Annotated in this window: 19 protein-coding genes; 5 read left to right on the top strand and 14 right to left on the bottom strand. The window is 63.9% G+C overall.

What is annotated here, in order from left to right:
- Nucleotides 1-123: 123 nt before the first annotated feature.
- The 4 genes from BcFMB_RS03120 to gtfA all read right to left on the bottom strand — a co-directional run bounded on the left by BcFMB_RS03120 (nt 124) and on the right by gtfA (nt 7,055).
- Nucleotides 124-2,262, bottom strand: a complete 2,139-nt coding sequence (locus BcFMB_RS03120; protein WP_099721027.1) for a GmrSD restriction endonuclease domain-containing protein — start codon at nt 2,260-2,262, stop codon at nt 124-126.
- Entirely contained in the window at nt 2,259-3,683 is a 1,425-nt protein-coding gene (locus tag BcFMB_RS03115) for a DUF262 domain-containing protein (protein ID WP_099721026.1), read from the bottom strand. Before BcFMB_RS03115 ends, BcFMB_RS03120 begins: the two co-directional genes overlap by 4 nt.
- Nucleotides 3,684-3,885: 202 nt before the next feature.
- The gene (locus tag BcFMB_RS03110; RefSeq protein ID WP_099721025.1) at nt 3,886-5,487 is read right to left on the bottom strand and encodes an MFS transporter; all 1,602 of its coding nucleotides are present in this window, start codon (nt 5,485-5,487) and stop codon (nt 3,886-3,888) included.
- Nucleotides 5,488-5,531: 44 nt separating this feature from the next.
- Nucleotides 5,532-7,055 (bottom strand): sucrose phosphorylase, encoded by a 1,524-nt coding sequence (gtfA, locus tag BcFMB_RS03105; RefSeq protein ID WP_024541475.1) that lies wholly within the window; start codon nt 7,053-7,055, stop codon nt 5,532-5,534.
- A gap of 354 nt (nt 7,056-7,409) precedes the next feature.
- Between gtfA and BcFMB_RS03100 the strand changes: the two genes are divergently transcribed.
- Nucleotides 7,410-8,441 (top strand): LacI family DNA-binding transcriptional regulator, encoded by a 1,032-nt coding sequence (locus BcFMB_RS03100; protein WP_099721024.1) that lies wholly within the window; start codon nt 7,410-7,412, stop codon nt 8,439-8,441.
- A gap of 113 nt (nt 8,442-8,554) precedes the next feature.
- On the opposite strand, the gene BcFMB_RS03095 is transcribed toward BcFMB_RS03100, so the two are convergent.
- The 9 genes from BcFMB_RS03095 to fbaA form a co-directional block, all read right to left on the bottom strand.
- A complete protein-coding gene (locus tag BcFMB_RS03095; RefSeq protein ID WP_099721023.1) occupies nt 8,555-9,820 on the bottom strand; it encodes an ABC transporter substrate-binding protein in 1,266 nt (421 codons plus the stop codon).
- A gap of 238 nt (nt 9,821-10,058) precedes the next feature.
- Complete coding sequence (locus BcFMB_RS03090; RefSeq protein WP_099721708.1) at nt 10,059-10,835, bottom strand: ABC transporter ATP-binding protein; 777 nt, start codon at nt 10,833-10,835, stop codon at nt 10,059-10,061.
- 104 nt (nt 10,836-10,939) lie between these two features.
- Nucleotides 10,940-11,971 (bottom strand): ABC transporter ATP-binding protein, encoded by a 1,032-nt coding sequence (locus BcFMB_RS03085; protein ID WP_099721022.1) that lies wholly within the window; start codon nt 11,969-11,971, stop codon nt 10,940-10,942.
- On the bottom strand, nt 11,964-12,947 hold the full coding sequence (locus tag BcFMB_RS03080) for a branched-chain amino acid ABC transporter permease (RefSeq protein WP_099721021.1): 984 nt from the start codon (nt 12,945-12,947) through the stop codon (nt 11,964-11,966). The genes BcFMB_RS03085 and BcFMB_RS03080 overlap by 8 nt, the downstream gene beginning before the upstream one ends.
- Nucleotides 12,948-12,953: 6 nt before the next feature.
- Entirely contained in the window at nt 12,954-14,378 is a 1,425-nt protein-coding gene (locus BcFMB_RS03075; protein ID WP_099721020.1) for an ABC transporter permease subunit, read from the bottom strand.
- Between the two features lie 195 nt (nt 14,379-14,573).
- Complete coding sequence (locus tag BcFMB_RS03070) at nt 14,574-14,948, bottom strand: fluoride efflux transporter FluC (RefSeq protein ID WP_099721019.1); 375 nt, start codon at nt 14,946-14,948, stop codon at nt 14,574-14,576.
- On the bottom strand, nt 14,948-15,640 hold the full coding sequence (locus tag BcFMB_RS03065; protein ID WP_232513870.1) for a fluoride efflux transporter FluC: 693 nt from the start codon (nt 15,638-15,640) through the stop codon (nt 14,948-14,950). The genes BcFMB_RS03070 and BcFMB_RS03065 overlap by 1 nt, the downstream gene beginning before the upstream one ends.
- Before the next feature lie 267 nt (nt 15,641-15,907).
- Nucleotides 15,908-17,194: an adenylosuccinate synthase gene (locus tag BcFMB_RS03060; protein WP_024541484.1), complete on the bottom strand. Its 1,287-nt coding sequence runs from the start codon at nt 17,192-17,194 to the stop codon at nt 15,908-15,910.
- A gap of 127 nt (nt 17,195-17,321) precedes the next feature.
- Nucleotides 17,322-18,386: a class II fructose-bisphosphate aldolase gene (gene fbaA, locus BcFMB_RS03055; RefSeq protein ID WP_024541485.1), complete on the bottom strand. Its 1,065-nt coding sequence runs from the start codon at nt 18,384-18,386 to the stop codon at nt 17,322-17,324.
- A 132-nt stretch (nt 18,387-18,518) separates the two neighbouring features.
- On the opposite strand from fbaA, the gene BcFMB_RS03050 reads away from it, so the two are divergent.
- A complete protein-coding gene (locus tag BcFMB_RS03050; RefSeq protein ID WP_232513869.1) occupies nt 18,519-19,820 on the top strand; it encodes a polysaccharide deacetylase family protein in 1,302 nt (433 codons plus the stop codon).
- Nucleotides 19,821-19,823: 3 nt separating this feature from the next.
- Here the strand turns inward: BcFMB_RS03050 and BcFMB_RS03045 are convergent, their stop codons facing one another.
- A complete protein-coding gene (locus tag BcFMB_RS03045; RefSeq protein ID WP_024541487.1) occupies nt 19,824-20,702 on the bottom strand; it encodes a LysR family transcriptional regulator in 879 nt (292 codons plus the stop codon).
- Nucleotides 20,703-20,906: 204 nt separating this feature from the next.
- Between BcFMB_RS03045 and BcFMB_RS03040 the strand changes: the two genes are divergently transcribed.
- From BcFMB_RS03040 to BcFMB_RS03030, 3 genes are read left to right on the top strand one after another with little or no spacing between them, the layout of a single operon-like run.
- Nucleotides 20,907-21,950 carry a zinc-dependent alcohol dehydrogenase family protein gene (locus BcFMB_RS03040; protein ID WP_099721707.1) on the top strand — a complete coding sequence of 348 codons (1,044 nt, stop codon included), beginning with the start codon at nt 20,907-20,909 and terminating at the stop codon, nt 21,948-21,950.
- A 60-nt stretch (nt 21,951-22,010) separates the two neighbouring features.
- Nucleotides 22,011-22,835: an SDR family oxidoreductase gene (locus tag BcFMB_RS03035; RefSeq protein ID WP_099721017.1), complete on the top strand. Its 825-nt coding sequence runs from the start codon at nt 22,011-22,013 to the stop codon at nt 22,833-22,835.
- A gap of 54 nt (nt 22,836-22,889) precedes the next feature.
- Nucleotides 22,890-23,180 carry a flavodoxin gene (locus BcFMB_RS03030; RefSeq protein WP_099721016.1) on the top strand — a complete coding sequence of 97 codons (291 nt, stop codon included), beginning with the start codon at nt 22,890-22,892 and terminating at the stop codon, nt 23,178-23,180.
- Nucleotides 23,181-23,231: the final 51 nt, after the last annotated feature.

The raw sequence follows: 23,231 nt of genomic DNA, 5'->3' as shown, positions 1-23,231 counted from the left end.
ATATGCGACGGCGCATTCGTCACGACTCCCGAAGTTCGCGCTCGGACACGTCACCATGCTCCAACTGGCGAATCGACCGCTCCAGATGACGCATGTTCTCGGGGGCGTAGAACGGATCGTCGTTCACCGGACATGAGATGCGTCGCTCAGCGCGTCCAACAATCGGATCCACAGCTCGGTCTGGTCCTTTATCTGCTGCTCGCCCCATGTGGTCTCCTTCTGCGCCTGTCCGACCATGAACTGGAATTTCAGGCTTTGCTGGGCCACATTGAAATGCCTGATCTTCTCCATTGCGTCGAGGTTGTTGCGGCGGGAGTTCTCCCGAACCGTCAGCAGACATAGATTGCCGAAATCGTTTACATTGGGCGGCGCATCGCCACCGCTTAAAGGATGCTGCGGCGAGAAATGTTCCACGGAATTGCGGTAGCGGAAACGGAACCGCCTGCAATCAAGAGTCTGCGCGCCTTCGCCGGAATGTTCGGCCTGCTCGGCGTATTCATTCCACCGCGTACGCACTTCCGACGCTACCGCCGGCAGCTCATCGGTTCCGAAGATGCCGGCTGCAGACATGTCCTGTCCCTGCGGCGAATCATCGGCATGATTGAGCAGCTCCCACAGCGCATAATCCAGATAGTTGAAGATGAAATGCTCGGTGCCGACGCCTTGATTGACGGCTTCACGAATCTGCAACCGGCGCTTTTCCGTCGACGTACCCTTCAGCTTCTCCTCAAGGCTCCCGCGCGCATACTCCCGAATGTGTTGCAGGAACGCAGATCCATCGACGGCTTCCTTTGCCCACAACCATTGCAGCATTGCATACAATGCGTTCTTGTGGTTGTTGCCCGTTTCGGTCACCTGGAACATGGACTGGATCATGATCAGTTCCTGCTGGACCTCATCCGAGAACGCATTGGCAAGGTAGTATGACCGCTCCTTCTTGCTCTTGTTTTTTCTGCAGCATTTGAGCGTCCATTCGGTGGCATCGGATGAAACGGCCGAATCCATATGCGTTTTGACGATGTAGTTGTCGAACAGGAAACGGCATCGCAGCAGCGCCGCAGCGAATCGTTTCGCGTTGTCCTCCGCGGATGCACTGTCGTCTGAGTCCCCTGAGTCTTCCGAGTTCTCTGAAGTTTTCGGAAATATCTTGGCCACCTTGTCGTCAAATACTCTGAGCAATTCCGCATCATCAAGAGAGGTTTGCTTGACGTCGCCAGAAGCATCGTTCTCGTCGTCACTGTAGATGCGCAGCACATGCATGAGAAACGCCGGGAAGCTGATGACGGAACGGTATCGCTCGGTTTCGTCATCCGAATGGGCACCCGATTGTGCCTGCTGTTCCGCTTGCGGCGGTTCCTCGCTGAGCGCTTCCTGCAGCACATCCTCGAATGACTTGGATAATTTGGCACTGCCGTCGTCGCCGCCGTCATTGTCCGGAGCCGCCTCGCCGACGAGTCGGTTCCAATCGGCAGGCGGCGCCGACGTCCACCCCTCGCCGAACCATCGCATCCGCTCATCGGGAGTCGCGAGGCATTGCATGTAGTGATCCATATCCGAGCAGACATCCCAGATGCGGCCGATGGTTTCGCGATCGGTCGGGGAGGATACGGCGCTCATGAGGCGCGCCTTGACGACATCCTGCGGCCTGAGCTGCACGCCGCGCGTATTCATGACTTCGAAATAGCGGTTGAGGTCGGTTCCCGAAGGCAATTCGTCACGCACGATGCTCACATTGGTACGCAGTTTTTCGAGGTCTATCCGGCGCTCCGGATCTTCGAAGTCCTGACGGATGATCTGATATCCGTCGAGCAATGGGCGGCACATCGTCTCCTGATCGGAAGGTCCGTCCTGCGCGCCGACGTCCTCCGGCTGATCGGGCGCGCCGCTCTTACGCAGCTGTTGCAGCAACGCCCCATATGATTCGGCACGGCATTCATATTCCAATCGCATATGCCATGCGTCCAACGCAGCGGCGGCTTGATCGTCATCGTCATGGCAGAGCGCCGCCATCAGCAGATACAGCGTGGTCAGACGTTGCTGCCCGTCGATGACCTCGTACACGGTCCTGTTCCGCTCACTGCCGCATCTCGCAACGACCAACGAGCCCAGATAGTACTGGCCGTCGGCACGCCTGACGTCGTCGAGCAGCGTCTTGATTTCATCAGCGCCCCACGCATATGCGCGCTGATAGATCGGAACCCGATATACGCATCCCTCGTCGAAGAGTTCAGCGATGTTCAGTACCGCCGGCTTGCCCGTCATCGGGTCTCCTCCCCACGCTTCATGTTCCCCTCTTCTTCCATGCCTCCATCACCGGCCCGAGACTTGGAATCGCGTCGCATATAGCGGCTCCACAGTTCCTGATAGCGCCGCTTCACGTTGTCCGAATCTTCATCAAGAGGCTCCCGAGCAATGCGCGCCATATGGGACAACACATCACGCCCGCGGTCAGCATCGCGGATCATCTCGAATATGCGGGCGTTCCGCCACCATCGATCGGCGCCCAGCGCATAGTTGTTGACGGTGGCAAACCGCAACGAGCGCATGGCGAGTCTCATATACGCGGCATGCAGGAACGCCATTCTGGCGGCTTCGACGGCTTCGACGGCGTCGCCATCGCCGAATCGATCCCGGTAATATAGCAGGATGGTATGGAAGAGTTCGGTCATGTAACGGTACCGCCACTCGTCCACAAAGGGCACGACATCGGCGCAGGCTTCCTTCCACGGATCCTCATCATGCATGAGCTGCTGCCGGAGCAGCGTCCGATAATGCTCCGCGAAGCAGAAAAACGCCTCGCCGTTGATCACCGGCTGATCGATCTGGAACGCATATGACGTCTCCGACCCGTCATCGGCGCGCTCCTTGCTCGCATACCAGGCCGTGACATAATTGCGCTGCCACGGCGCGCATTGCCGCTCGTTGCCGCGGCCCGGCAGATCGACGCCTTTGAACATGGCGATGGAATCCGAATCCAGACCGCCGGGCTTCGTCTTCTCCCCTCGGCTCCAGCATGCGATGCGATAGAGATATGTGCCGAAGAGCGGCTGGATAGCATCCTGATGCAGCTCCCACCGCCGCACCAGCTGTTGTTTGCGGCTTTCATCCACGCCGTCGGCATCCATGCGGCGAAGATGGAACGCCTTGAGCAGATCGGTGGGGTCGAGTTCCTTGCCGCGCGCATTCTGCGAATCGAACATCTGGAACGCTTCGGACAGACAGCCTGACGTGACCTTCAACACCTCGCAGCCATCGAGCAGGCGACCCGCAAATTGCGAGCGCCGATCGCCCTCCCACGAATCCATTAATTGCCGTATCGCATGATCGTTCTCGTACAGATGCCGGCGAGTCTGCTCGTCATCGCGCATATCCAGCCGCATACCATCCTTACGCTCCCCCAGCACGGCCAGAATCAGATGCAACGTGATCACCCGCTGCTGCCCGTCGACGATGTCGAGCGACGTCCCGTCTTCGCTCTGATAGACGATGACGGTGCCGATGCGATACCGGGATTCATCCGACGCGGGATCGGCCTGCGCCGAGTGTTCGACATCCTCGATCAGCTGGAGCACGTTGGACGCCTGCCAGACGTAGGGGCGCTGATAGGGAGGCACCTGCAACGGGCAGCGCAGTAGTTCGCGAATGCTGCAGACCTCCACGTTGATCGCATCGCCGCCCATCATGTCTCCCTCACCATGCGTGAGACGGAACGCCAGACCACATATCGTTCCGCCGGATACCCACGTCCATCATAGGCGACGTCATGCGTACGCATCGCCGACGCGACACCATGCGACGGCGGCGGCATCTCGCGATCGGCATACGAGAAAAGGCCGGCGACATGAACGTCGCCGGCCTTGGCAATGTGACGATGAGGGGAAAGCGTCACTTGACGTTGCGGATGCGCATGACGAGCGCGGCCGCGATGAGCACGATGACGATCGCGACGACGAACACCCACGCATAGGCGGCCGCCGGCGTATCGGACGCGTGCATCGCCGACTTCGCGATCGAGACGACGATCGACGTCATCATCGTGCCGATGACCGTCGAAAGCGTGTTCGCGAGGTTGAGGATGCCCAGATCCTTGCCCGCCTCCTTCGGATTCGGCAGCACGGCCACGTTGAGCGCCTGGTCGATCGCGTTGTAGACGCCGTAGCCGAGGCCGGCGATCGCGGCGAACAGATACATGCCCATCGGCGAGCGGAACAGCAGCGGCATCGCGGCGCCGACGGCGAACAGGCAGCTCGCGAGCGCGACCGGCAGCTTGCGGCGGCCGATGCGGTCGGTGATCGGACCGGCCGTGACAGCGGCGATCAGCGACACGACGAGCGTGATGATGCCCATCGTCGCGATGATCGCGGCGGCCTTGTCGGTGGCGTGCGGGTCGCCGGCGTAGATGTAGTCCTGTGCGATGTACAGCTGGTAGGTCGTGATCATCCAGTAGCCGCCCATCATCAGCGTGCGGCCGACGAGCGCGTAGTAGAAGTCGGGCGCGTGGCGCGGCGGGCGGAAGTTGCGCAGAATCGCCTTCGCACTCAGCTTCTCGCCGTCGGCTTCGAATTTGCTCGACTTCTCGCGCGGCCATACGACGACGACGAAGATGCCGACGAGCGAGAAGACGGCGAGGCCCATCATCCACGCCTGGAACAGCCCTGCGTCGCCGCGCGTGAGGAACGCGGCGCCGACGACCGAGCCGAGCGTCTGTCCGACGGCGATGCCGGCGCCGTAGAATCCGGAGATCGTGCCGCGCACCTTGTCGGGGACGCGGTCGGACATGACGGCGACGTACGGCGCGAGCATCATGTTGTAGCCCATCTGCGCGACGCACCACAGCGTCACGATGAGCGCTTCGGAGCGCGTGAACGCGACCGCGCCGATGCTCAGGCCGGTGATGAGGCCTCCGATCACGATCCACGGCGTACGCTTGCCGAAACGCGAGCGCGTCTGGTCGGAGAGCGTGCCGAAGACGATGTTCGCGACGAGGGCGACGAACGCGCCGATCGAGTTGACGAGGCCGAGCATGAACACCTTGCTGCCGGCGTCGATCTGCTCGAACACGCGCGGCAGGATGACGGTGCTCAGCGCGACCCACGGGATTGCGCAGGCGATTGCGGACACCGTGAAACCGACGCCGAGCCGCACGATCTCCGTCTTCGTCGGGCGGTGGCCGTCGGCCGACACCATCGGGTCGCGCATGTCCATGAACGCCGAGTCCTCGTCCGGCACCGCCGTGTCGACGGCGGCGAGCGCGGCCATGCCGGAGCCGGGGACCTGCGAATCGGTGGCGAGCTTGACGCTCTGCGTCTGCTCGTCGTCGACGCTGCTTTCGGCGGCGCGTTTCTTCGGCATCGGCGCGGCCAGACGCGCGATGTTCTCCTTGTCTTCGGCGCTCAGTGCCTTGTCCAGGTCGGGTCGGTCGTCGATGCCCGGACGGATGTAGCCGTTGCCGGCCGGCTTGCCGCCGGCTCCCTGTTCGTCCACCATGATCTCCTCTTTTCCGTTTCGTCGTCCGTTGCGTCCGGCTGCGCTCAGTGCTTGCGCGCGACCGGCGGGTTCGCGATCAGGTCGTCGCTGACGTGGTCGCCGTCGGCGTCCTGCCATGCGAGCGTCGCCACCGACTGCGTGTTGTCGACGCCGATGCCCTTCGACGGCGTGAAGGTCAGCGTCGCCGACGTGTCGTCATCGTTCCACGTGAAACTGATCGTCTTGCCGTCGTCGCTCGTCGCGTAGCTGAAGTCGCCGTCGAAGGCCGACAGTTCGTTGCGGAAGCGCGCGAGCGCGTTGAGCGCCCGCACGACCGGGCGTTCGAGGTTCTCATCGATTTCGGCGGTCGTGTAGTAGTGGCGGTTGATGTCGCGTCCGACGTTCGTGCGCTTGAGCAGCGCCATGTCGTTGGCTCCGGCGAGCGCGCCGACGTAGTAGACCTGCGGCACGCCGGGCAGGAAGAACTGCACGGCGCGCGCGGCGATGTAGTGCTGGTCGTTGCAGCCGAGCGCCGAATAGTAGGTGGAGTTCACCTGGTAGAGGTCGAGGTTCGACGCGGCGGCGCCGGTCGCCTCCTTCGATTCGCCGTGCGTGTTCCTCGCGATCGTCTCGACCATCGCGTCGACGTCCTCGTCGGGGACGAGTCCCTTGAGCGAACGGTCGAGCTGGTCGGAGCCGATGTCGATGACGCCGATGCCGTCGTGCGTGTCGAGGACGGTGACGGCGTTGTTCGGGCGGATCTCGGTCCAGTGCGCGAGCGCGTCCACGTCGCCGGTGAACAGCGAGTGGAGCAGCAGCGGCGGCAGCGCGAAGTCGTAGACGCGGTCCACCTTCGACGCGATCTCCACCTGCTTCTTGTAGTACGAGTGGACTTCGATGAGGATCTCGAGGCCGCGCTTGGACGCCTCTTCGCGCAGGCGGGAGATCAGCCGGAAGGTCTTCGGCGTCATGAAGCAGCTCGTGCCGGACTCCTTCGCGCCGTAGCCGACGGCGTCGAGGCGGATGTACTTGACATGCGACTTGCTCATCTGGTCGAAGATCGACATCAGGTATTCCCAGCCCTTGGCGGAGTCGGTGTCGATGTCCACCTGCTGCGGCGTGAACGTGACCCAGACGAGGCGCGTCTTGCCGGCGAAGCTGTAGTGCGTGAACGGCAGGCCCGGACGCGGGCGGTAGATGCCGGCGAGCTCCTCCTCGGTCGCACCGTCCGGGAACACCGAGCTCATCGTCAGGAACATCGGATAGTACTCGGATCCCTCGCCGCGCTTGAGCACGTCCTGGAACTGGCGCGACTGCCAGCTCATGTGGTTGACGATCGCGTCGACCATGATGTCATGCGTCTTGGCGAGTTCGGCGACGTCGTCCCAGTCGCCGAGCCGCGGATCGACCTTCGTGTGGTCGATCGGGTCGAAGCCGGCGTCGGCGCCGTCGAAGGGCGTGAAGAACGGCAGGATGTGCACGCCTTCGTAGACACCGTCGAAACGGGTGCGCAGGATGTCGGTCAGCGAGGCGAGGTTGCCGTCGCCGAGACGATCCGCGTAGGTGATGAGCTGTACTTTGTTCTTCACGAGTTCCTCCTCGTCGAGTCAGTTGCCGTCGGTCAATCACACCGTTGGGATCAATCAGTTGAGCCGAAGCCCCGGAACCGAATCGCTGGTGTTGCATCGAACCGGTTCGATACCGACGATTATGACACTGACGGAACCTCTGCGCAACACGACTGCGCCTTCGGCGTGTCAAACCGTTTCGACAACTGATGACGCCCTCGCCGAGGACCCACCGAAGCCCATCGGTCGCGCCATGATCGACACACACGCGCACCGTATCTACAATGGAGTTGTCCAACCGGTTCGACACCGGCGGTCAATCGATACATGGACATGCATCAACGGCGCCATGGCATACAACGGCAGGAGGCACAGATGGTCGGCATGCGCGACGTCGCAAAACGCGCGGGAGTCTCAGTGAGCAGCGTCTCGCTCGTCATCAACGGCACCGGATACGTGTCGCAGGACATGCGCGCGAAGGTCGAGCAGGCGATGCGCGAACTCAACTACGTCCCCAACGAGCTCGCCCGCCACTTCTACCACGGCAGGACCGGCATCGTCGGCGTCATCGTCCCGACGATCCGCCATCCGTTCTTCGCGACGCTCACGTCGCAGCTGCAGCACGAGTTCTCGGCACGCGGCCTGCAGACGATGCTGTGCTCGACCGTCGACTCCGCCGACGGCGAGGCGCAGTACGTCGACATGCTGCGCCGCCGTTCGCTCGACGCGCTCGTCGTCGCCGCGCATACGACGCACGCCCCCGACTACTGGCGCACGATCGGCCGCCCCGTCGTCGCCTTCGACCGCAACCTCGGCGACGGCATCGCCCAGGTGAGCTCCGACCATGTGCACGGCGGCGTGCTCATCGCCGACCTGCTGACGCGCACCGATGCGCGAGACGTCGTCATCGTCGGCGGCCCGCGCGCGCAGTTCACCGACCTCGGCGCCGCGCAGTCGACGTTTCCGACGGTACGCTACATGCAGACGCTCGAGGAACGGCTTGACGACGCCGGCGTCCGGCATCGCTACATCGAATCGGGCGAGGTCTTCGACATCGACGGCATGCGGCGCGCTGCACGCGAGGCCTTCGACGCATATCCGCGGATGGACGCCCTCGTCGCCGCCGACGTCGCCGCCGCCTTCGCCGTGCAGGAGGCGCGGATGCGCGGCATCGCCGTCCCCGAGCGCCTGCAGGTCGTCGCGTACGACGGGACGACGATCGCCGACTGCGCAGGACTGCCGTTGACCGTGATCCGGCAGGATTTCGCCGCGATCGCGCGTACGATCGCCGACGACGTCGAAGAGCAGATCGACGACGCCACACACAGCACACGATCCGGGGGATCGCCGAAGGCGCGCACGACCATCGTCCCGGTCACGCTTGCACGACGTTCCACGACGCGCTGACCGCCATCGGACGCCACGGGAAAAAACAGCGGGCCACCCGCAATGGATGGCCCGCTGCCGAGAGTCGCTCTGACAAGCGGCGGATTCGACGTGCGCCGAATCCACGTATGGTGTCATTCGCTCGGTACGTCGCCGCTCTGCATCGCCTGGAATACATTGACGTTCTTGTCGTCGTATTCGTAGACGCCGATGTTCGCGGAGCTCGGATCGTTGTTCTTGTTGAACGCGCCGATGCCGGTCTTGCCCGAGTACTGGATCTTCTTCTTGTCCTTGATGAGCGCCTTGCACGCCTTGAAGCTGTCGCACTTCTCGCCGCCGTCCGCGCCGGAGACCGACGCGAGGTTCTTCTGGATCGTCTCCCCGCTTGCGCTGCCGCCCTGTTCCGCGGCGAGCGCCGAGAGGATCACCGCGTCGTACGTCTCCGCCGCGTACGTCGTGTCGGAGACCTCGGTGCCGGTGCCCTTGAGCGCCGCGAGGAACGCGTCGTCGACGTGGGCGCCGGGGATGGTACCCTTCGACCCCTTGAGCAGCCCGGCGTCGTAGGTCTTCGAGTAGTCGACGGTGTTGCCGTCGACGAGGTAGAGCCTGTGCGTGTCCACGCCGGCCGACGCCAACGACTTGATGAGCGGCGTCGCCTGGTCGTACGAGATGATGAGCGTCGCGTCGGCGTCGGAGTCCTTGATCGCCGACGCGATGGATGAGTAGTTCGTCTCCGCGGGATCGAAAGCGTCCTGTTCGCCGTAGACGACGTCGACGCCGGCACCGTTGAGCCTTTCAAGGATGATGTCGCGCATGCCGGTGCCGTATTCGTCGTTGAAGCATGCGATCGCGAGCTTCTTGACGCCATCGCCTGCGATGAGGTCGCCCATGACGGCGCCCTGCACCGCGTCCGGCGCGACGGTGCGGAAGAAGTACGGATCCATGCCGGAGAGCGTCATCGACGTGGACGCCATCGAGATGACCGGGATCTTCTCGGCGACGATGCTCTTGTAGACGTTCTTGACGACGCCCGACGCGGCCGGTCCGATGACGACCGACGGATGCTTCGCGAGCACCGATTGCGCGGCCGACGTGTTCTGGTCGGCGTGCTCCCCGTCCGAGGTGTCGGCCTCGACCTCGGTCACATCCTTGCCGAGGACGCCGCCGGCCGCGTTGATGTCGTTCACGGCGAGTTTGATCGCGGCCACCTCCGGGGGCGCCAGATAGGCGATCGTTCCGGTGAGCGGCAGCAGCGCGCCGACGACCATGCCGTTCCCGGCGGCCGCCGCGCTCGCATCGGAGGCGTCCGACGAGCCGCCGCATCCGGACAATGCGAGCGTCGCCGCCGCGACGAACGCCGTCATCACCATTGCCTGCTTGCGTATGTTGTGCAGTCGCATACGAATCACTTCTCTTCCTCGTTATCAGACGAACGACCGCCATCGCGCGTCGACCGTCATTGTTGTTGCATTTGTTGCATCGTTGTTCTTATCATCAAGTATTCAATTATTCTATATTATATTATCGTTAATTATTAGTATTTGTTGACGATCATGTTACTTAAATATTTCATCCCTTCTGTCACGAATCGATTGTCAACGAATCAATCATTATTTCACCCATTCCGCCAGGCCGCAGTCACTGGCCGGCCTTCTCGACCTCCTCCTCGAGATTGCCGAGATACAGACTGACGACCTTCGGGTCGTTCATCAGGTCGCGACCACGCCCGGAATAGGCATTGCGCCCCTGATCGAGCACATAACCGCGATTGCAGATCTGCAGGCAGCGGCGCGCATTCTGCTCGACGATGACGACGGAGACGCCGGCCCGGTTGACCTGACGCACACGAATGAAGGTCTCGTCCTGCATCATCGGCGACAGGCCGGCGCTTGGCTCGTCGAGCAGCAGCACCGACGGCTGCATCATCAACGCGCGACCCATCGCGACCATCTGCCGTTCACCACCGGAGAGCTGGCCCGCGAGCTGATTGCGCCGTCCGCCGAGCTTCGGGAAGATCGAACAGACGTACTCGAAGCGTTCGTCGAACTTCTGCGACGCCTGATATGCGCCCATATGCATGTTCTCAGCGATCGTCAGGCTCGGGAACACATTCTCGGTCTGCGGTACGAAACCGACCCCCAACGACACAAGCTTGTCGGCGCGCAGATTCGTGATATCACGTCCGCGCAGCGAAAGCGTGCCCGAATGGATGCGCACGAGTCCGAACAATGACTTGAGGAGCGTCGACTTGCCGGCGCCGTTCGGTCCGATGATGCCGACGATCTCTCCGTCATGCAGCGTGAGCGAGGCGCCGTTGAGGATGTTGACGCCCGGCAGGTAGCCGGCGACGAGGTTGGCCGCGTCGAGCAACGGCTCGCCTTCAGGCTCGCCGACATGGATCTCGGCGCGGCTCATCGTGCGGGAGACGTCCGCCGTACCGTCGACGCCGCCCGCCGTGTCATGCGCCGCGTTTCCACGGCGGCTCCCGACCGTCCTTGCGGCCGCCGATGTTGTGATGTTCATACGCGTCCCTCCAAACCTTCGAGCACCGAATCGTCGCCGAGATCGACGTCGGCATGCGCGCCGAGATAGGCGTCGACGACGGCCGGATCATCCATGACGGTCCTCGGCTGCCCCTCGGCGACGATCCTGCCTTCCGCCATGACGGTCACCCAATCGGCGATATGACGCACCATGTTGATGTCGTGCTCGACGAACAGCACCGTCGTGCCGTCCTCGCGCAGACTGACAATGTGGTCGAGCAGCGACTGCTTGAGCGCCGGATTGACGCCGGCCATCGGCTCATCAAGCATGACGAGCTTCGGGTCGCACATCAACGCGCGCGCCATCTCGAGGAGTTTGCGCTGACCGCCGGAAAGCGAGCCGGCGAAATCATCCTTCTTCTTGATGAGCAGGAAGCGTTCGAGCAACGCCTCCGCCTTCTGCCGGTTCTCGCGCTCTTTGCGTCGCCACATGCCCGGGAACAGCGAGCGCAGCATACCCTCCCCCGGCTGGTCGGGCGCACCGAGCAGCATGTTGTCGAGCACCGACAGACGGCTCATGACTTTCGTCAGCTGGAACGTGCGCACCATGCCGCCGCGGGCCACCTGCTCGGGGTTGACGTGCTGCATGTCCCGGCCGTCGAAGCGCCAGCTGCCGGAATTCGGCACATCGAAACCGGTCATCAGGTTGAAGAACGTCGTCTTGCCGGCGCCGTTGGGACCGATGAGCGCCGTGATGCCATGCCGTTCGATTTCGAAATGGCCGACGTCCACGGCGGTCATGCCGCCGAAACGACGCACGACGTTATCTGCGACGAGGATTGGATCGGGCTTGTGCACGCCCGGCTCGTTCTCGACGAACGCGAGGTCGCACGCAACCCGGTCACCGTACGCCGTCGATATGAGATCCTCGCCCGGCGGCGGCTTCGTACCCCACCGGGCGATGTTGTAGAACGGCTCCCTGACGGTCGCGGTCGGCACTGCCCCCTTCTGTTGATCCTGCTTCTGCTTCTGCGCCGCATCGACCGGCGGCTTGTTGTTGTCAGCCATTGAACGCCAACTCCTTCCTGTTGCCGAGGACGCCTTGCGGCCGGAAGATCACGAGCAGCATGAGCGCGACGCCCACGATGACCCAGCCAAGCGCCTCGATCTGGTTCGACGAGATGACAGTCGGGGGAATCGAAACGCGCATCGTCTCCTTGATGGCCGTCAGCAGCACCCACAGCACACACGAGCCGAGAATCGGCCCCATGATCGTCGCGGCGCCACCGAGCAACAGGATCGTCCACGTATAGAACGTGACGGTGCGGCCGAGCGAATCAGGGTTGAGCGAACGCGGCAGGATGAAGACGATGCCGGCGAGCGCACCGAAGAGACCGCCGACGATGAGCGCCTGCATCTTGTACTTCGTGACCGACTTGCCCAACGAGCGGATTGCGTTCTCGTCCTCGCGGATGCCCTTGAGCACACGGCCCCAGGGAGAACGGAACCAACGCCAGCATAGGAACGTGCACAAGGCGACGAGCACCCAGGCTACGATGCGCAGCCACCACGAGTTCGCGATGTTGTTGTTGTAGGTCCAGATGAGGAATGTCGACGTGCCGTCGGGCAGCGGGGAGAGATTCTCGAACTGCGTCGTGAAGTCCTGCGGAGCGATGCCGGCCGATCCGCCGGTGACACTCGTCATCGACGTCGATCTGCCGACGATACGCACGATCTCCGCCGCGGCGAGCGTGACCATCGCCAGATAATCGGGGCCGAGCTTGAGCGTCGGGATGCCAAGCAGCAGCGCATAGACCGTCGCGAGCAGCAACGCGAACAGCACCGACGAGAACAGATTCGCGCCATGCATCTGCGTGATCGCGAAACCGTAGGCGCCGAGCAGCATGAATCCCGCCTGTCCCATGTTCATCAGACCGGTCATGCCGAAATGGATGTTCAGGCCGATCGCGGCAAGCGCATAGGCCGCTGTAGTGGGGGCAAATAATTCGCCAAGAATGTTCGCAATGATAGTCATCGTATCCATGAATAATCACCCAATCCTATTGCGCTTGCCGAAGATGCCCTGCGGTCGCACGAGCAGGACGAGGATGAGGATCGCGAGCGCGCTCGCGTAGCGCATATCGCTCGGGATGACGAGCGTGCTCAGATCCGCTACGATGCCGATGACGAGCGCGCCGACGAGCGCGCCGTTCGCCGTGCCGAGGCCGCCGAGCGTCACCGCGGCGAACATCAGCATCAGCAATGTGACGCCGGTGTTCCACGCGATGCCGTTGAGGTAGATGCCAAGCAACACGCCGGAAAGCGCCGCGAGCGCGCAGGAAAGCGTCCAGACGATGCGCACGACGGAATCGACGTTGATGCCGGATGCCGCCGCGAGCGCCGCGTTGTCGGAGACGGCGCGCGTCGCGCGGCCCAGCCGCGTGCAGTAGAGGAAAACGGTCACGCCGACGATCGTCACCAATGCGATGCCCGCGCAGATGAGCGCCGGCGCGCTTGTCGAGACCGGACCGAGCTGGATGCCTTCCGGCACCGATTTGACGATGCTCTTGATGTCACCGCCGAAGAAGAACTGGAACAGGTACTGCAGCGCCATCGACAGGCCGATGGTGACGATCATCTGCTGCATCGTGCCGACTCGTTTATGCCTGAGCGGCCCCCAGATGAGCCGGTCCTGCACCAGTCCGGTGAGCGCGCCGATGAGGACGGCGAAGATGGCCGAGGGCACAATCGCCATATGCAGCATCTGCGTGCCGACGTACGCCATCAGGCCTCCGAGCGTCACCTGCTCACCGTGGGAGAAGGAGCTCAGGCCAGTCGTGCCGTAGACGAGGTTCATGCCGACCGACATGAGGCCGAGCAGCAGTCCGAAGATGATGCCCGAGTACAGCTGCTGGCAGAATCGCGTCCAGGTGACCGATGACCTCGAGGGTTCGTAGGCCGCGGCGTTGGCGCCTGCGGGCATCGTCCTCTTCGCATCCGACGCCGTGCCGCTCGGTGTGGACGCGTTGCCCGACGCCGGCGCCTTGTCGAAACGAACGACGCCGCGCTGCTGCGAGAATGATTTCTTGACGATCTCGACGCTTGCGTGGTCAGCCGCGAATCCGTACCGTTTCGCGACGTCCTGCGGAATCGTGACGACGTATTTGCCGTCATCGGCGACCTTGAACGCCCATGTACCGTCATCCGCCGTCGTCGTCTCCCCGGTCTCGGCGCCGCTGAGCATCACCTTGACGCCGGCGATCGGCTCTTTATCCGCGCTCTGCAGGATGCCGTTGACACAGCCGAATTCGGCGGTCGGCACACAGCTGCCGACCGCTCCGGCCGCCACGGCCCGCGGCGCGCACATGCAACACCAGAGACAGGCGACGGCGATGACTGCCACGACACACAGGACATGCCGCCATCTCGTCCATCGGCGCCTCCGCTCAGGAATGAATCGATATATGGATGCCATGCGCACCCCCTCTCTCGTGATGCCCATGAACGTAGCGCCGCTGACGACATACGGACATTACCGACGCATTTCTGGTCGGTAACCATAGGAGCGAGGTGGTTCACATGAAGAAAACAAGCCGTGGTATCACGCGCGCAAGGACCATATGCGGACGGAGGGTATCACGTCCGGAACAATCGGCGGAACAGGTAACGGTCAACGCCCCATCGCGCCGACCCACCAGCCGAGGACGACCATCAGGAACGGAACGACGACGGTGATGACGAAGTAGCCGAGCGCCATCGCGATGCGCCGCGTCTTCGCAAGCGAGACCATCTCGTTGATCGCGGTCGAGAATGTCGAGAAACCGCCGAGGAAACCGGCGACGAACAGCAGATACGTGAAGTAGTTGACGGTCTGGTAGTGGTAGGCAGCCGCGGCGATGCCGGCGAAGAAGGCCGCCGCGATATTGATGATGAACGTGGACAGCGGGAAGATGCGGTTCCACCAGCGCTGGATCGACGTATTGAGCACGAAACGGGCGACGGCGCCAAGGCCGCCGCAGACGCAGACGAGCAGGAACTCCCCCATCACTTCACCTCCCCGGTCAGCGGATCGGCATGGACGACCGGAATCTCGTCGGTCTTCGGATTGGGATCGTCATACGGCATCACATCGACCGGCACGTCCTCGGTGGGCACGCGCACGCCGATCGCCGGCTTCGGCTGTTCCTGACGGCGCAGCGCATCGGCCACGGCGAGGCTCGCCGCCCGCACCGAAGTGAGCCTGAGACCGAGCCACGAGCCGAACCAGGCGACGACGATGCCGGCGAGGAATGTGATCACCGTGTACAGGATGAAGCTCAGATAGCCGCTGTTGTGCAACGCCGTGATGTCCTCGACCATCATCGCCGACAACGTCGAGAAACCGCCGCACATGCCCATGCCGACGCCACGGCTTGCGAGCTGCCGCACACGTTTGCGCAACCAGATCGCCTGCGACATATAGGACGTGAGCAGCGCGAAAAGGAAGCAGGCGATCATGTTCGCGATGAAGGTGGCCGGATGGAAGGCCATCCATAGCGGGGAATCGGAACCCGGATACGGCAGCGCGAGCCACAGCCCGTACCGCAGCGCCGTGCCGACGCAGCCGCCGAGGAACACGACGAGATAGATCATGCCGTCGGCAAGCGGGTTGAATCGCGCCTGCATGCGCTTCATCGGCGCCAACGGGACGCTCGGTGGCTTGCGTGCGGCGGCGGCCCCGGTCGGATGCGGTTGCATCAGCTCCTTGCGAAGGTCGCCGGTGTCGTCGGACACGGCGCCCGGCTCTGCGCCATCCGACGCCGGCCGCCGTCCTGATTGGTCGTGTCGTGTGTCGTGTAGCGTGTTCATACGAAAATCACCGCCTCAATACAGCTTTGGGTTTCGGCGTGTGCTGACATGATAACCCGTGAAACATGGAAAGGCGCCGGGTCGGTCCTCGTGATGGACGACCCGGCGCCCGTCGGCCGATGGCATCGATGTTCGGAATCGATGCACCCGGCCGCTTCAGTCGATGAGCGAATGGATCTGGATGATGTGGTCGCGCTGCGGCCCGGTGCCGATCACCGAGATGCGGCAGTTGGACAGCTCTTCGAGCCGCTTCACATAGGCCTGGCAGTTCGCGGGCAGGTCCTCGAAGCGGTGCACCTGCGCAATGTCCTCGGTCCAGCCCGGCATCGTCTCGTAGATCGGCTTCGCGGCGGCGAACGCGACCTGATCGGCCGGCATGTCGTCATAGCGCACACCGTCCACGTCGTAGGCGACGCAGATCGGGATCTCCTTGAGACCGGTGAGCACATCGAGCTTCGTCAGCACGATGTCGGTCAGGCCGTTCACCTGCGTCGCATAGCGGTTGACGACGGCGTCGAACCAGCCGCAGCGGCGCGGACGTCCGGTCGTCACGCCGTACTCATGGCCCTGGGCGCGCAGCCAATCGCCCCATTCGTCGAACAGTTCGGTCGGGAACGGACCTTCGCCGACGCGCGTCACATACGCCTTCGAAACGCCGATGACGCGATCGATCTTCGTCGGGCCGACGCCGGTGCCGGTGCACGCGCCGCCCGCCGTCGGATTCGATGATGTGACGAAGGGATAGGTGCCGTGGTCGATGTCGAGCATCGTCGCCTGTCCGCCTTCGAACAATACGGTCTTGCCGTCATCGAGCGCCTGGTTGAGCACGAGCGACGTGTTCGCCACGTACGGCTTGAGTCGTTCGCCGAGCTTGAGCAGCTCCTCGACGGTCGCGTCGACATCCACCGGGCGGCGGTTGTACAGTTTGACGAGCATCTGGTTCTTCTGGCGCAGCGCGTTCTCGACCTTGTCGCGCAGATGCTCCTCGCTGAAGAGGTCGGCCACGCGGATGCCGATGCGATTGATCTTGTCCGCATACGCCGGGCCGATGCCGCGGCCGGTCGTGCCGATCTTCTTCTTGCCGGCGAAACGTTCGGTGACCTTGTCGATCATGCGGTGGTACGGGGCGATGACGTTCGCCGATTCGCTCACGAGCAGGCGCGAGCAGTCGATGCCGCGGCTCTTGAGGCCGTCGATCTCCTCGAACAGCACCTCCGGATCGACGACGACGCCATTGCCGATGACCGGCGTCGTCTTCGGGCTGATGATGCCGGACGGCAGCAGGTGCAGCGCATACGATTCATCCCCGACGACGACGGTGTGGCCCGCGTTGTTGCCGCCGTTGAAACGCGCTACGTAATCGACCTTCGTTCCGATCAGATCGGTCGCCTTGCCTTTTCCTTCGTCGCCCCACTGGGCTCCGATCAAGACGATTCCTGGCATGCTCCACCTCCGCTGGTTCTCCGGATCCGCCGAGGACAGATTACAGTAGCCCCTCTACGCGGGCCTCGCAGCCCACGTAGAGGAACTCCCTCAACACGGGTTCCCCGGCGGTCGCGCCGGCGCCGCGCTACTTGAGCGCGCGCCCGGCCGAGCCGAGCTGCCGGCACGCCTCGACGACGCGCGCCGCCATCGACGCCTCGGCCTCCTTGCCCCACGACCGCGGGTCGTACATCTTCTTGTTGCCGACCTCGCCGTCCACTTTGAGCACTTCGTCGTAATGCCGGAACATGTGGTCGGCGATTGCGCGCGTGAACGCGTATTGCGTATCGGTGTCGATGTTCATCTTGACGACGCCGTACGAAACGGCTTCGGCGATCTCCTGCGGCGTCGAGCCGGAGCCGCCGTGGAACACGAGCGCGAAGGGCTTGCCGTCGGCGACGTTCGCGTCGAGCGGCACGCCGAGCTCGCCGTTCGTCGCGCGCTCCCACACGCCGTGCTGGATCTGCTGCAGCAGTTCCGGGCGCAGCTTGACGACGCCCGGTTTGTATGCGCCGTGCACGTTGCCGAAGGTGAAGGCGGCCATGTAGCGGCCGCGGTCACCCAAGCCGAGCGCACGCGCGACGGCGACGCCGTCCTCGACGCTCGAATACAGCTTCTCGTTGATTTCGGCGCGGTGGCCGTCCTCCTCACCGCCGACGGCGCCGATCTCGATCTCGAGCACCGTGTGCGCACGCACCGACTTGTCAAGCAGCTCGCGCGCGATCTCGAGGTTCTCGGCGAGCGGCACCGTCGACCCGTCCCACATATGCGATTGGAACATCGGTTCACGGCCGTGCGCGACCTCGTCGATCTCGATGTCGAGCAGCGGACGCACCCATTCGTCGAGATACTGTTTGGCGCAGTGGTCGGTGTGCAGCGCGACGGTGATGTTCGGGTACTTCCTCGCGACCTCGTGCGCGAAGGCGGCGAAGGCGAGCGAACCGGTGACGCGGTCGAGCACGCGCTGGCCGGAGAAATAGGCGGCGCCGCCCACCGACACCTGGATGATGCCGTCCGATTCCGCTTCGGCGAGCCCCTGCAGCGCGGCGTTGAGCGTCTGCGAGCTGGTGACATTGATCGCAGGGTACGCGTAGCCACCCTGCCGCGCGGCGTCGAGCATCTGCGCGTAACGTTCCGGAGTTGCGATAGTCATGTCCTCCATCTTATGGCGTGCGGGCGCGCGCGATGCCACAGCCGTCCGCGAAACGTCCGATGCTAAGCTGGGCTGCAGCACAGGGCGGCCCGAGCGGCCGCGATCGGCGGTGCACGGGGAAGGTGGTATACGGTGGCGCAAGACACGAACGGGAACATCGGCGGAGACGGATACGACGAGGATCTGCAGTCGTTGGACATCGACGACGACGTCGAGGAAATCGATTTCCATGGCAGCGCGAAGCCGCCGAGGCGGGCGCGCGGGACGATGGGCGCGGCGGCGGCCGCCGTCGTCACCGTGCTCGTCGCGCTCGTCGTCGTCGCGCTCGGTGTCGGCGGCTGGTGGATGTGGCGGCATCATTGGCGCACCGTCGACGTGAGCGTCGACGGCGAGACGGTGTCGGCGCGCGCCGATACGACGATCGCGCATCTGCTCGCCGACCATGACGACTTCGGACGCACGCGCGGCCGACTGCTGTCGCTCAAGGGCAAGGTGCTCGACAAGGACGGCGGCGAGCCGGTCGCCGTCAGCATCAACGGCGCTCCCGTGCCGGTCGCCGACTACGGCACGGCGACGATCGCCGACGCCGAGACGATGACGGTCACGCCCGGCAAGGACGTCACCGAGGCGCATACGAGCGAGACGCGCACAAAGCGATACGGCACCGACATCAATCTCAACAACGGCCCGATCCAGGTCGTCACGCAGCAGGGCGAGGACGGCCGGGAGGAGGTCTGGATCGGCAAGCGCTCGAAGGAGGAGGTCGTCCACAAGGAGATCAAGCCGGCGAAGAAGCTCACCGTGCAGTCCTTCGCGCCGCAGCCGGCCGGCAAAAAGGTCATCGCGCTCACCTTCGACGACGGTCCGAGCCAGTACACCGGGCCGATCCTCGACATCCTCAAGCAGAAGAAGGTGAAGGCCACGTTCTTCGACCTCGGCGAGGACGCGCTCACCTATCCGAAACTCGAACAGCGGATGGTCAACGAAGGCCATCAGGTGGCGTCGCACAGCGTCAGCCATCCGTACATGCCGGACATGTCGCGCGACGACCTGCGCAAGGAGATCCTCACGAGTTTCGCCGATCTCGAGCAGGCGAGCGGCACGAAGACGCGCGTGCTGCGCGCGCCCTACGGCGCCTTCGGCGTGCAGCAGTGGAAGGACACGGCGGACATCGTCGACATGAACGTGCTGTGGAGCATCGACACGCTCGACTGGAAGCGCCCCGGCAAGAAGGCGATCCACGACGAGGTGCTCAAGAACGCGTACAACGGCGCGATCGCGCTGATGCACGACGGCGGTGGCGACCGCACGCAGGACATCGAGGCGCTCCCCGGCATCATCGACGACCTCAAGAAGCAGGGCTACTCCTTCGTCACGATCGACGAGCTGTGCGAGATGGGCGGCGTGCCGAAGCCGGCGCAGGGCAAGGAGTAGATCTCACAGCACGATCGCGCGCAGCTGACGCAGGAAGGCCTGCGAGGCGCGCGACAGTTCGCGGTCCTTGCGCCAGACGATGCTCACATGGATGCGCAGCTCCGGCTCAAGCGGTTTCCAGACGAGCCGCGAGTCGTCGCCCTCCCCGATGAGATGGTCGAGCGTCAGGATGTAGCCGAAGCCCTCACGCACGAAGCAGGACGCGTTGAACGGCAGGTTCATCGTACCGACGATGTTGAGCGGCGTCGGCGACGCGTACCATCCGGACAGGTCGCGCCGTTCGAACGTGCCGGAGGAGACGATGAGCGGCATATCCTTGAGCAGTTCGTTCGTGACGCCGTCGCAATCGGCAAGCGGATCGTCGGCGCGCATGCCGACGCCGAGCCGATCCTGCCCGGGCAGCGCGAGATGGTCGAAGCGCGTCATGTCGGTCGGCTGGACGACGACGGCGAAGTCGGCGAGGCCGTTGTTGAGCCGTTCGACGTTGTTCGGTCCGTTGTCGTCGTGCAGATCGAAGCTCACATGCGGATACAGCAGCCGCGTCTGCGCGGCGGCGCGCCCGACGTAGTCCATCGCCGAGGTCTGCGCGGCCGTGATGTGCACGATGCCGTCGACCTCGTCGTGCATATGCACTTCGGCGCGGGCACGGTCGGCGAGTTCGATGATCTGCCGCGCGCGCCGGTAGAACACCCGTCCTTCCTTCGTCAGCGTGATCGTGCGGCCGCGGTTGCCGCGTTCGAACAGGCGCACGCCGAGATCGCCTTCGAGCTCCTTCATTTGCCGCGACAGCGCCGGCTGACTCATGCGCAGCGCGTCGGCGGCCGCGGAGATGCCCTCCTCCTGTACGACGGCGACGAAATGCCGCAACAGACGAATATCCATGGTCGTGCCTCCAATCGTCTTATATTCTTTTCCTGCATATAATTATATCTGAGTTCTGTATTTGTAATAGATTTCATGTTCCTCTACCGTGGATGGCAACAAACCGGTTCGATGCCGATTGCGGGCGCCGGGCCGACCGAGGCGACGACGATGGAGGCGCAGATGACCACTACGACCGATACGAACAACGATACGACGGCGACGATGAAAGCGGCCGTGTTCGTGGAGCCCGAGCATATGGAGGTGCGCGATGTGCCGCGGCCGAAGATCGAAAAGCCGGCCGACGCGATTGTGCGCGTCCTCAAGGCCTGTGTGTGCGGATCCGACCTGTGGTGGTTCCGCGGCATCAACGAACGCGAGCACGGCTCGCTCGTCGGCCATGAGGCGATCGGCATCGTCGACGAGGTCGGCTCCGGCGTGCACGACATGAAGCCCGGCGACTTCGTCATCGTCCCCTTCACGCACGCCTGCGGCCACTGCGTCGCCTGCGAGAAGGGCTACGACGGCAACTGCTCCAACATGGAGCCCGGCGGCAACGCCGGCTATCAGGCCGAGTATCTGCGCGCGACGTGGGCGGACACGGCGCTCGTCAAAATCCCAGGATCGCCCGCCGATTACAGCGACGAGCGGATCGCGTCGCTGCTGGCGCTTTCCGACGTGATGGCGACCGGCTACCACGCCGCATGGAGCGCGCGCATCGAGCCCGGCGACACCGTCGTCGTCTACGGCGACGGCGCGGTCGGCCTGTGCGCCGTCATCGGCGCGAAGCTGCTCGGCGCAGGACGCATCATCGCGATGAGCCGCCACGAGGACCGCGCGAAGCTCGCCCGCGAGTTCGGCGCGACCGACATCGTGCCCGAGCGCGGCGACGAGGCGGTCGCACGTATCATGGAGATGACGAACGGCGCCGGCGCCGACCGCGTCCTCGAATGCGTCGGCTCCGAGCAGAGCATCGAATCGGCGCTGCGCAGCGGACGCCCGGGCGCCTATGTGAGCCGCGTCGGCGTGCCGCATACGAGCAACATCGACGTCAATGCGCCGTTCTGGCGCAACGTCACGCTCACCGGCGGCATCGCGTCGGTCGCGACGCATGACAAGTCGACGCTGCTCAAGGCCGTGCTCGACGGCCGCATCGACCCGGGCAAGGTCTTCACGGCGCGCTTCGACCTCGACCATGTGCAGGATGCCTACAAGGCGATGGACGAACGCCGCGCGATCAAGTCGATGATCGACATCGCCGAGGCGTGAGCGCGGACGACCGTGTTCACGGCGGCGGCAGGACGACAAGGGACGAAAGGATTGGCGATCATGAGACCGACCCATGTGCTGTTCGTCGGCGCGAGCGGCAGCGTCGGGCGCTACGCGGTGCGCGAAGGCGTCACGCAGGGATATCGGGTGCGCGCACTCGTGCGCGACAAGTCGCACGAGTGCTTCGGACCGAACGTCGAGATCTGCGAAGGCGATCTCAAAAACGCCGGCGATATGCGTCGCGCGCTCGACGGCATCGACGGCATCGTGTTCACGATGGGCGCGAACGGCGGCCCGACACTGAACGAGGACGTCGACTACGGCGCCGTGAAGAACGCGCTCGACGCGCTCGACGGATGCAGGGCGCGCATCGCGCTGATGACGGCGATCGGACTCGCGGCGGACATGGACACCGGATACAACCGCACGACGCAGGCCCACGACTGGAAGCGCCGCAGCGAGCGCCTCGTGCGCGCCTCCGGCAACGAATACACGATCGTGCGCCCCGGCTGGTTCGACATGGAGGGCGACGACGAGCACCATATCCGCTTCCAGCAGGACCAGCGGCATGTCTGCACGGGGCCGGACGACGGCGCGATCGCGCGCCGTCAGATCGCGCAGACGCTCGTCGCCGCGCTCGGATGCGAGGAAGCGAACCGGAAGACCTTCAACCTCGTCGACGAACTCGGCCAGCCGCAAAGCGACGCCGAACTCGTCCCGATGTTCGCGGCGCTCGAAGCCGATCCGCAGGACGGTTCGCTCGACGGCTACGACGATCCGGACAACTTTCCGCTGCACGCGCAGCCGAAACGCGTCCGCGAGGAGCTCGAACACGTCGAGGCGATGGCGCATGCAGCCGAAACGACAGCGCACGCACGGCACTGAACGCGGACGAACATCATCATCGCATCATCAAGACATCTTCAGAAAGGAACCGACATGACGAACAAACTGGTTGTCTACATCACCGGAACCGGCAACACGCGCCGCGTCGCCGAGCATCTCGCCGACGCGATCGGCGCGGACCTGCGCGAGATCGTCCCCGATCCGCCGTTCACCGACGCCGACCTGGACTGGACGAACCCGAACAGCCGCAGCTCGAAGCAGCATGCGGACCGTTCGATGCGCCCCGCCCTCGCCGAAGATCCGTCGATCGACGGCTACGACGAGATCGGGTTAAGGGTCAAAAAGTGTGTCCGGAATCGCGGATTTTCACGGATTGACCTGTAGGTTTCCGGAAAGTATATGCTCCGGAAGCATATATCTAGCCCCCGACGGGAA

The sequence above is a fragment of the Bifidobacterium choerinum genome, from assembly GCF_002761235.1.
Lineage (GTDB): Bacteria > Actinomycetota > Actinomycetes > Actinomycetales > Bifidobacteriaceae > Bifidobacterium > Bifidobacterium choerinum.
This window is presented reverse-complemented; position numbering and strand designations above follow the sequence as displayed.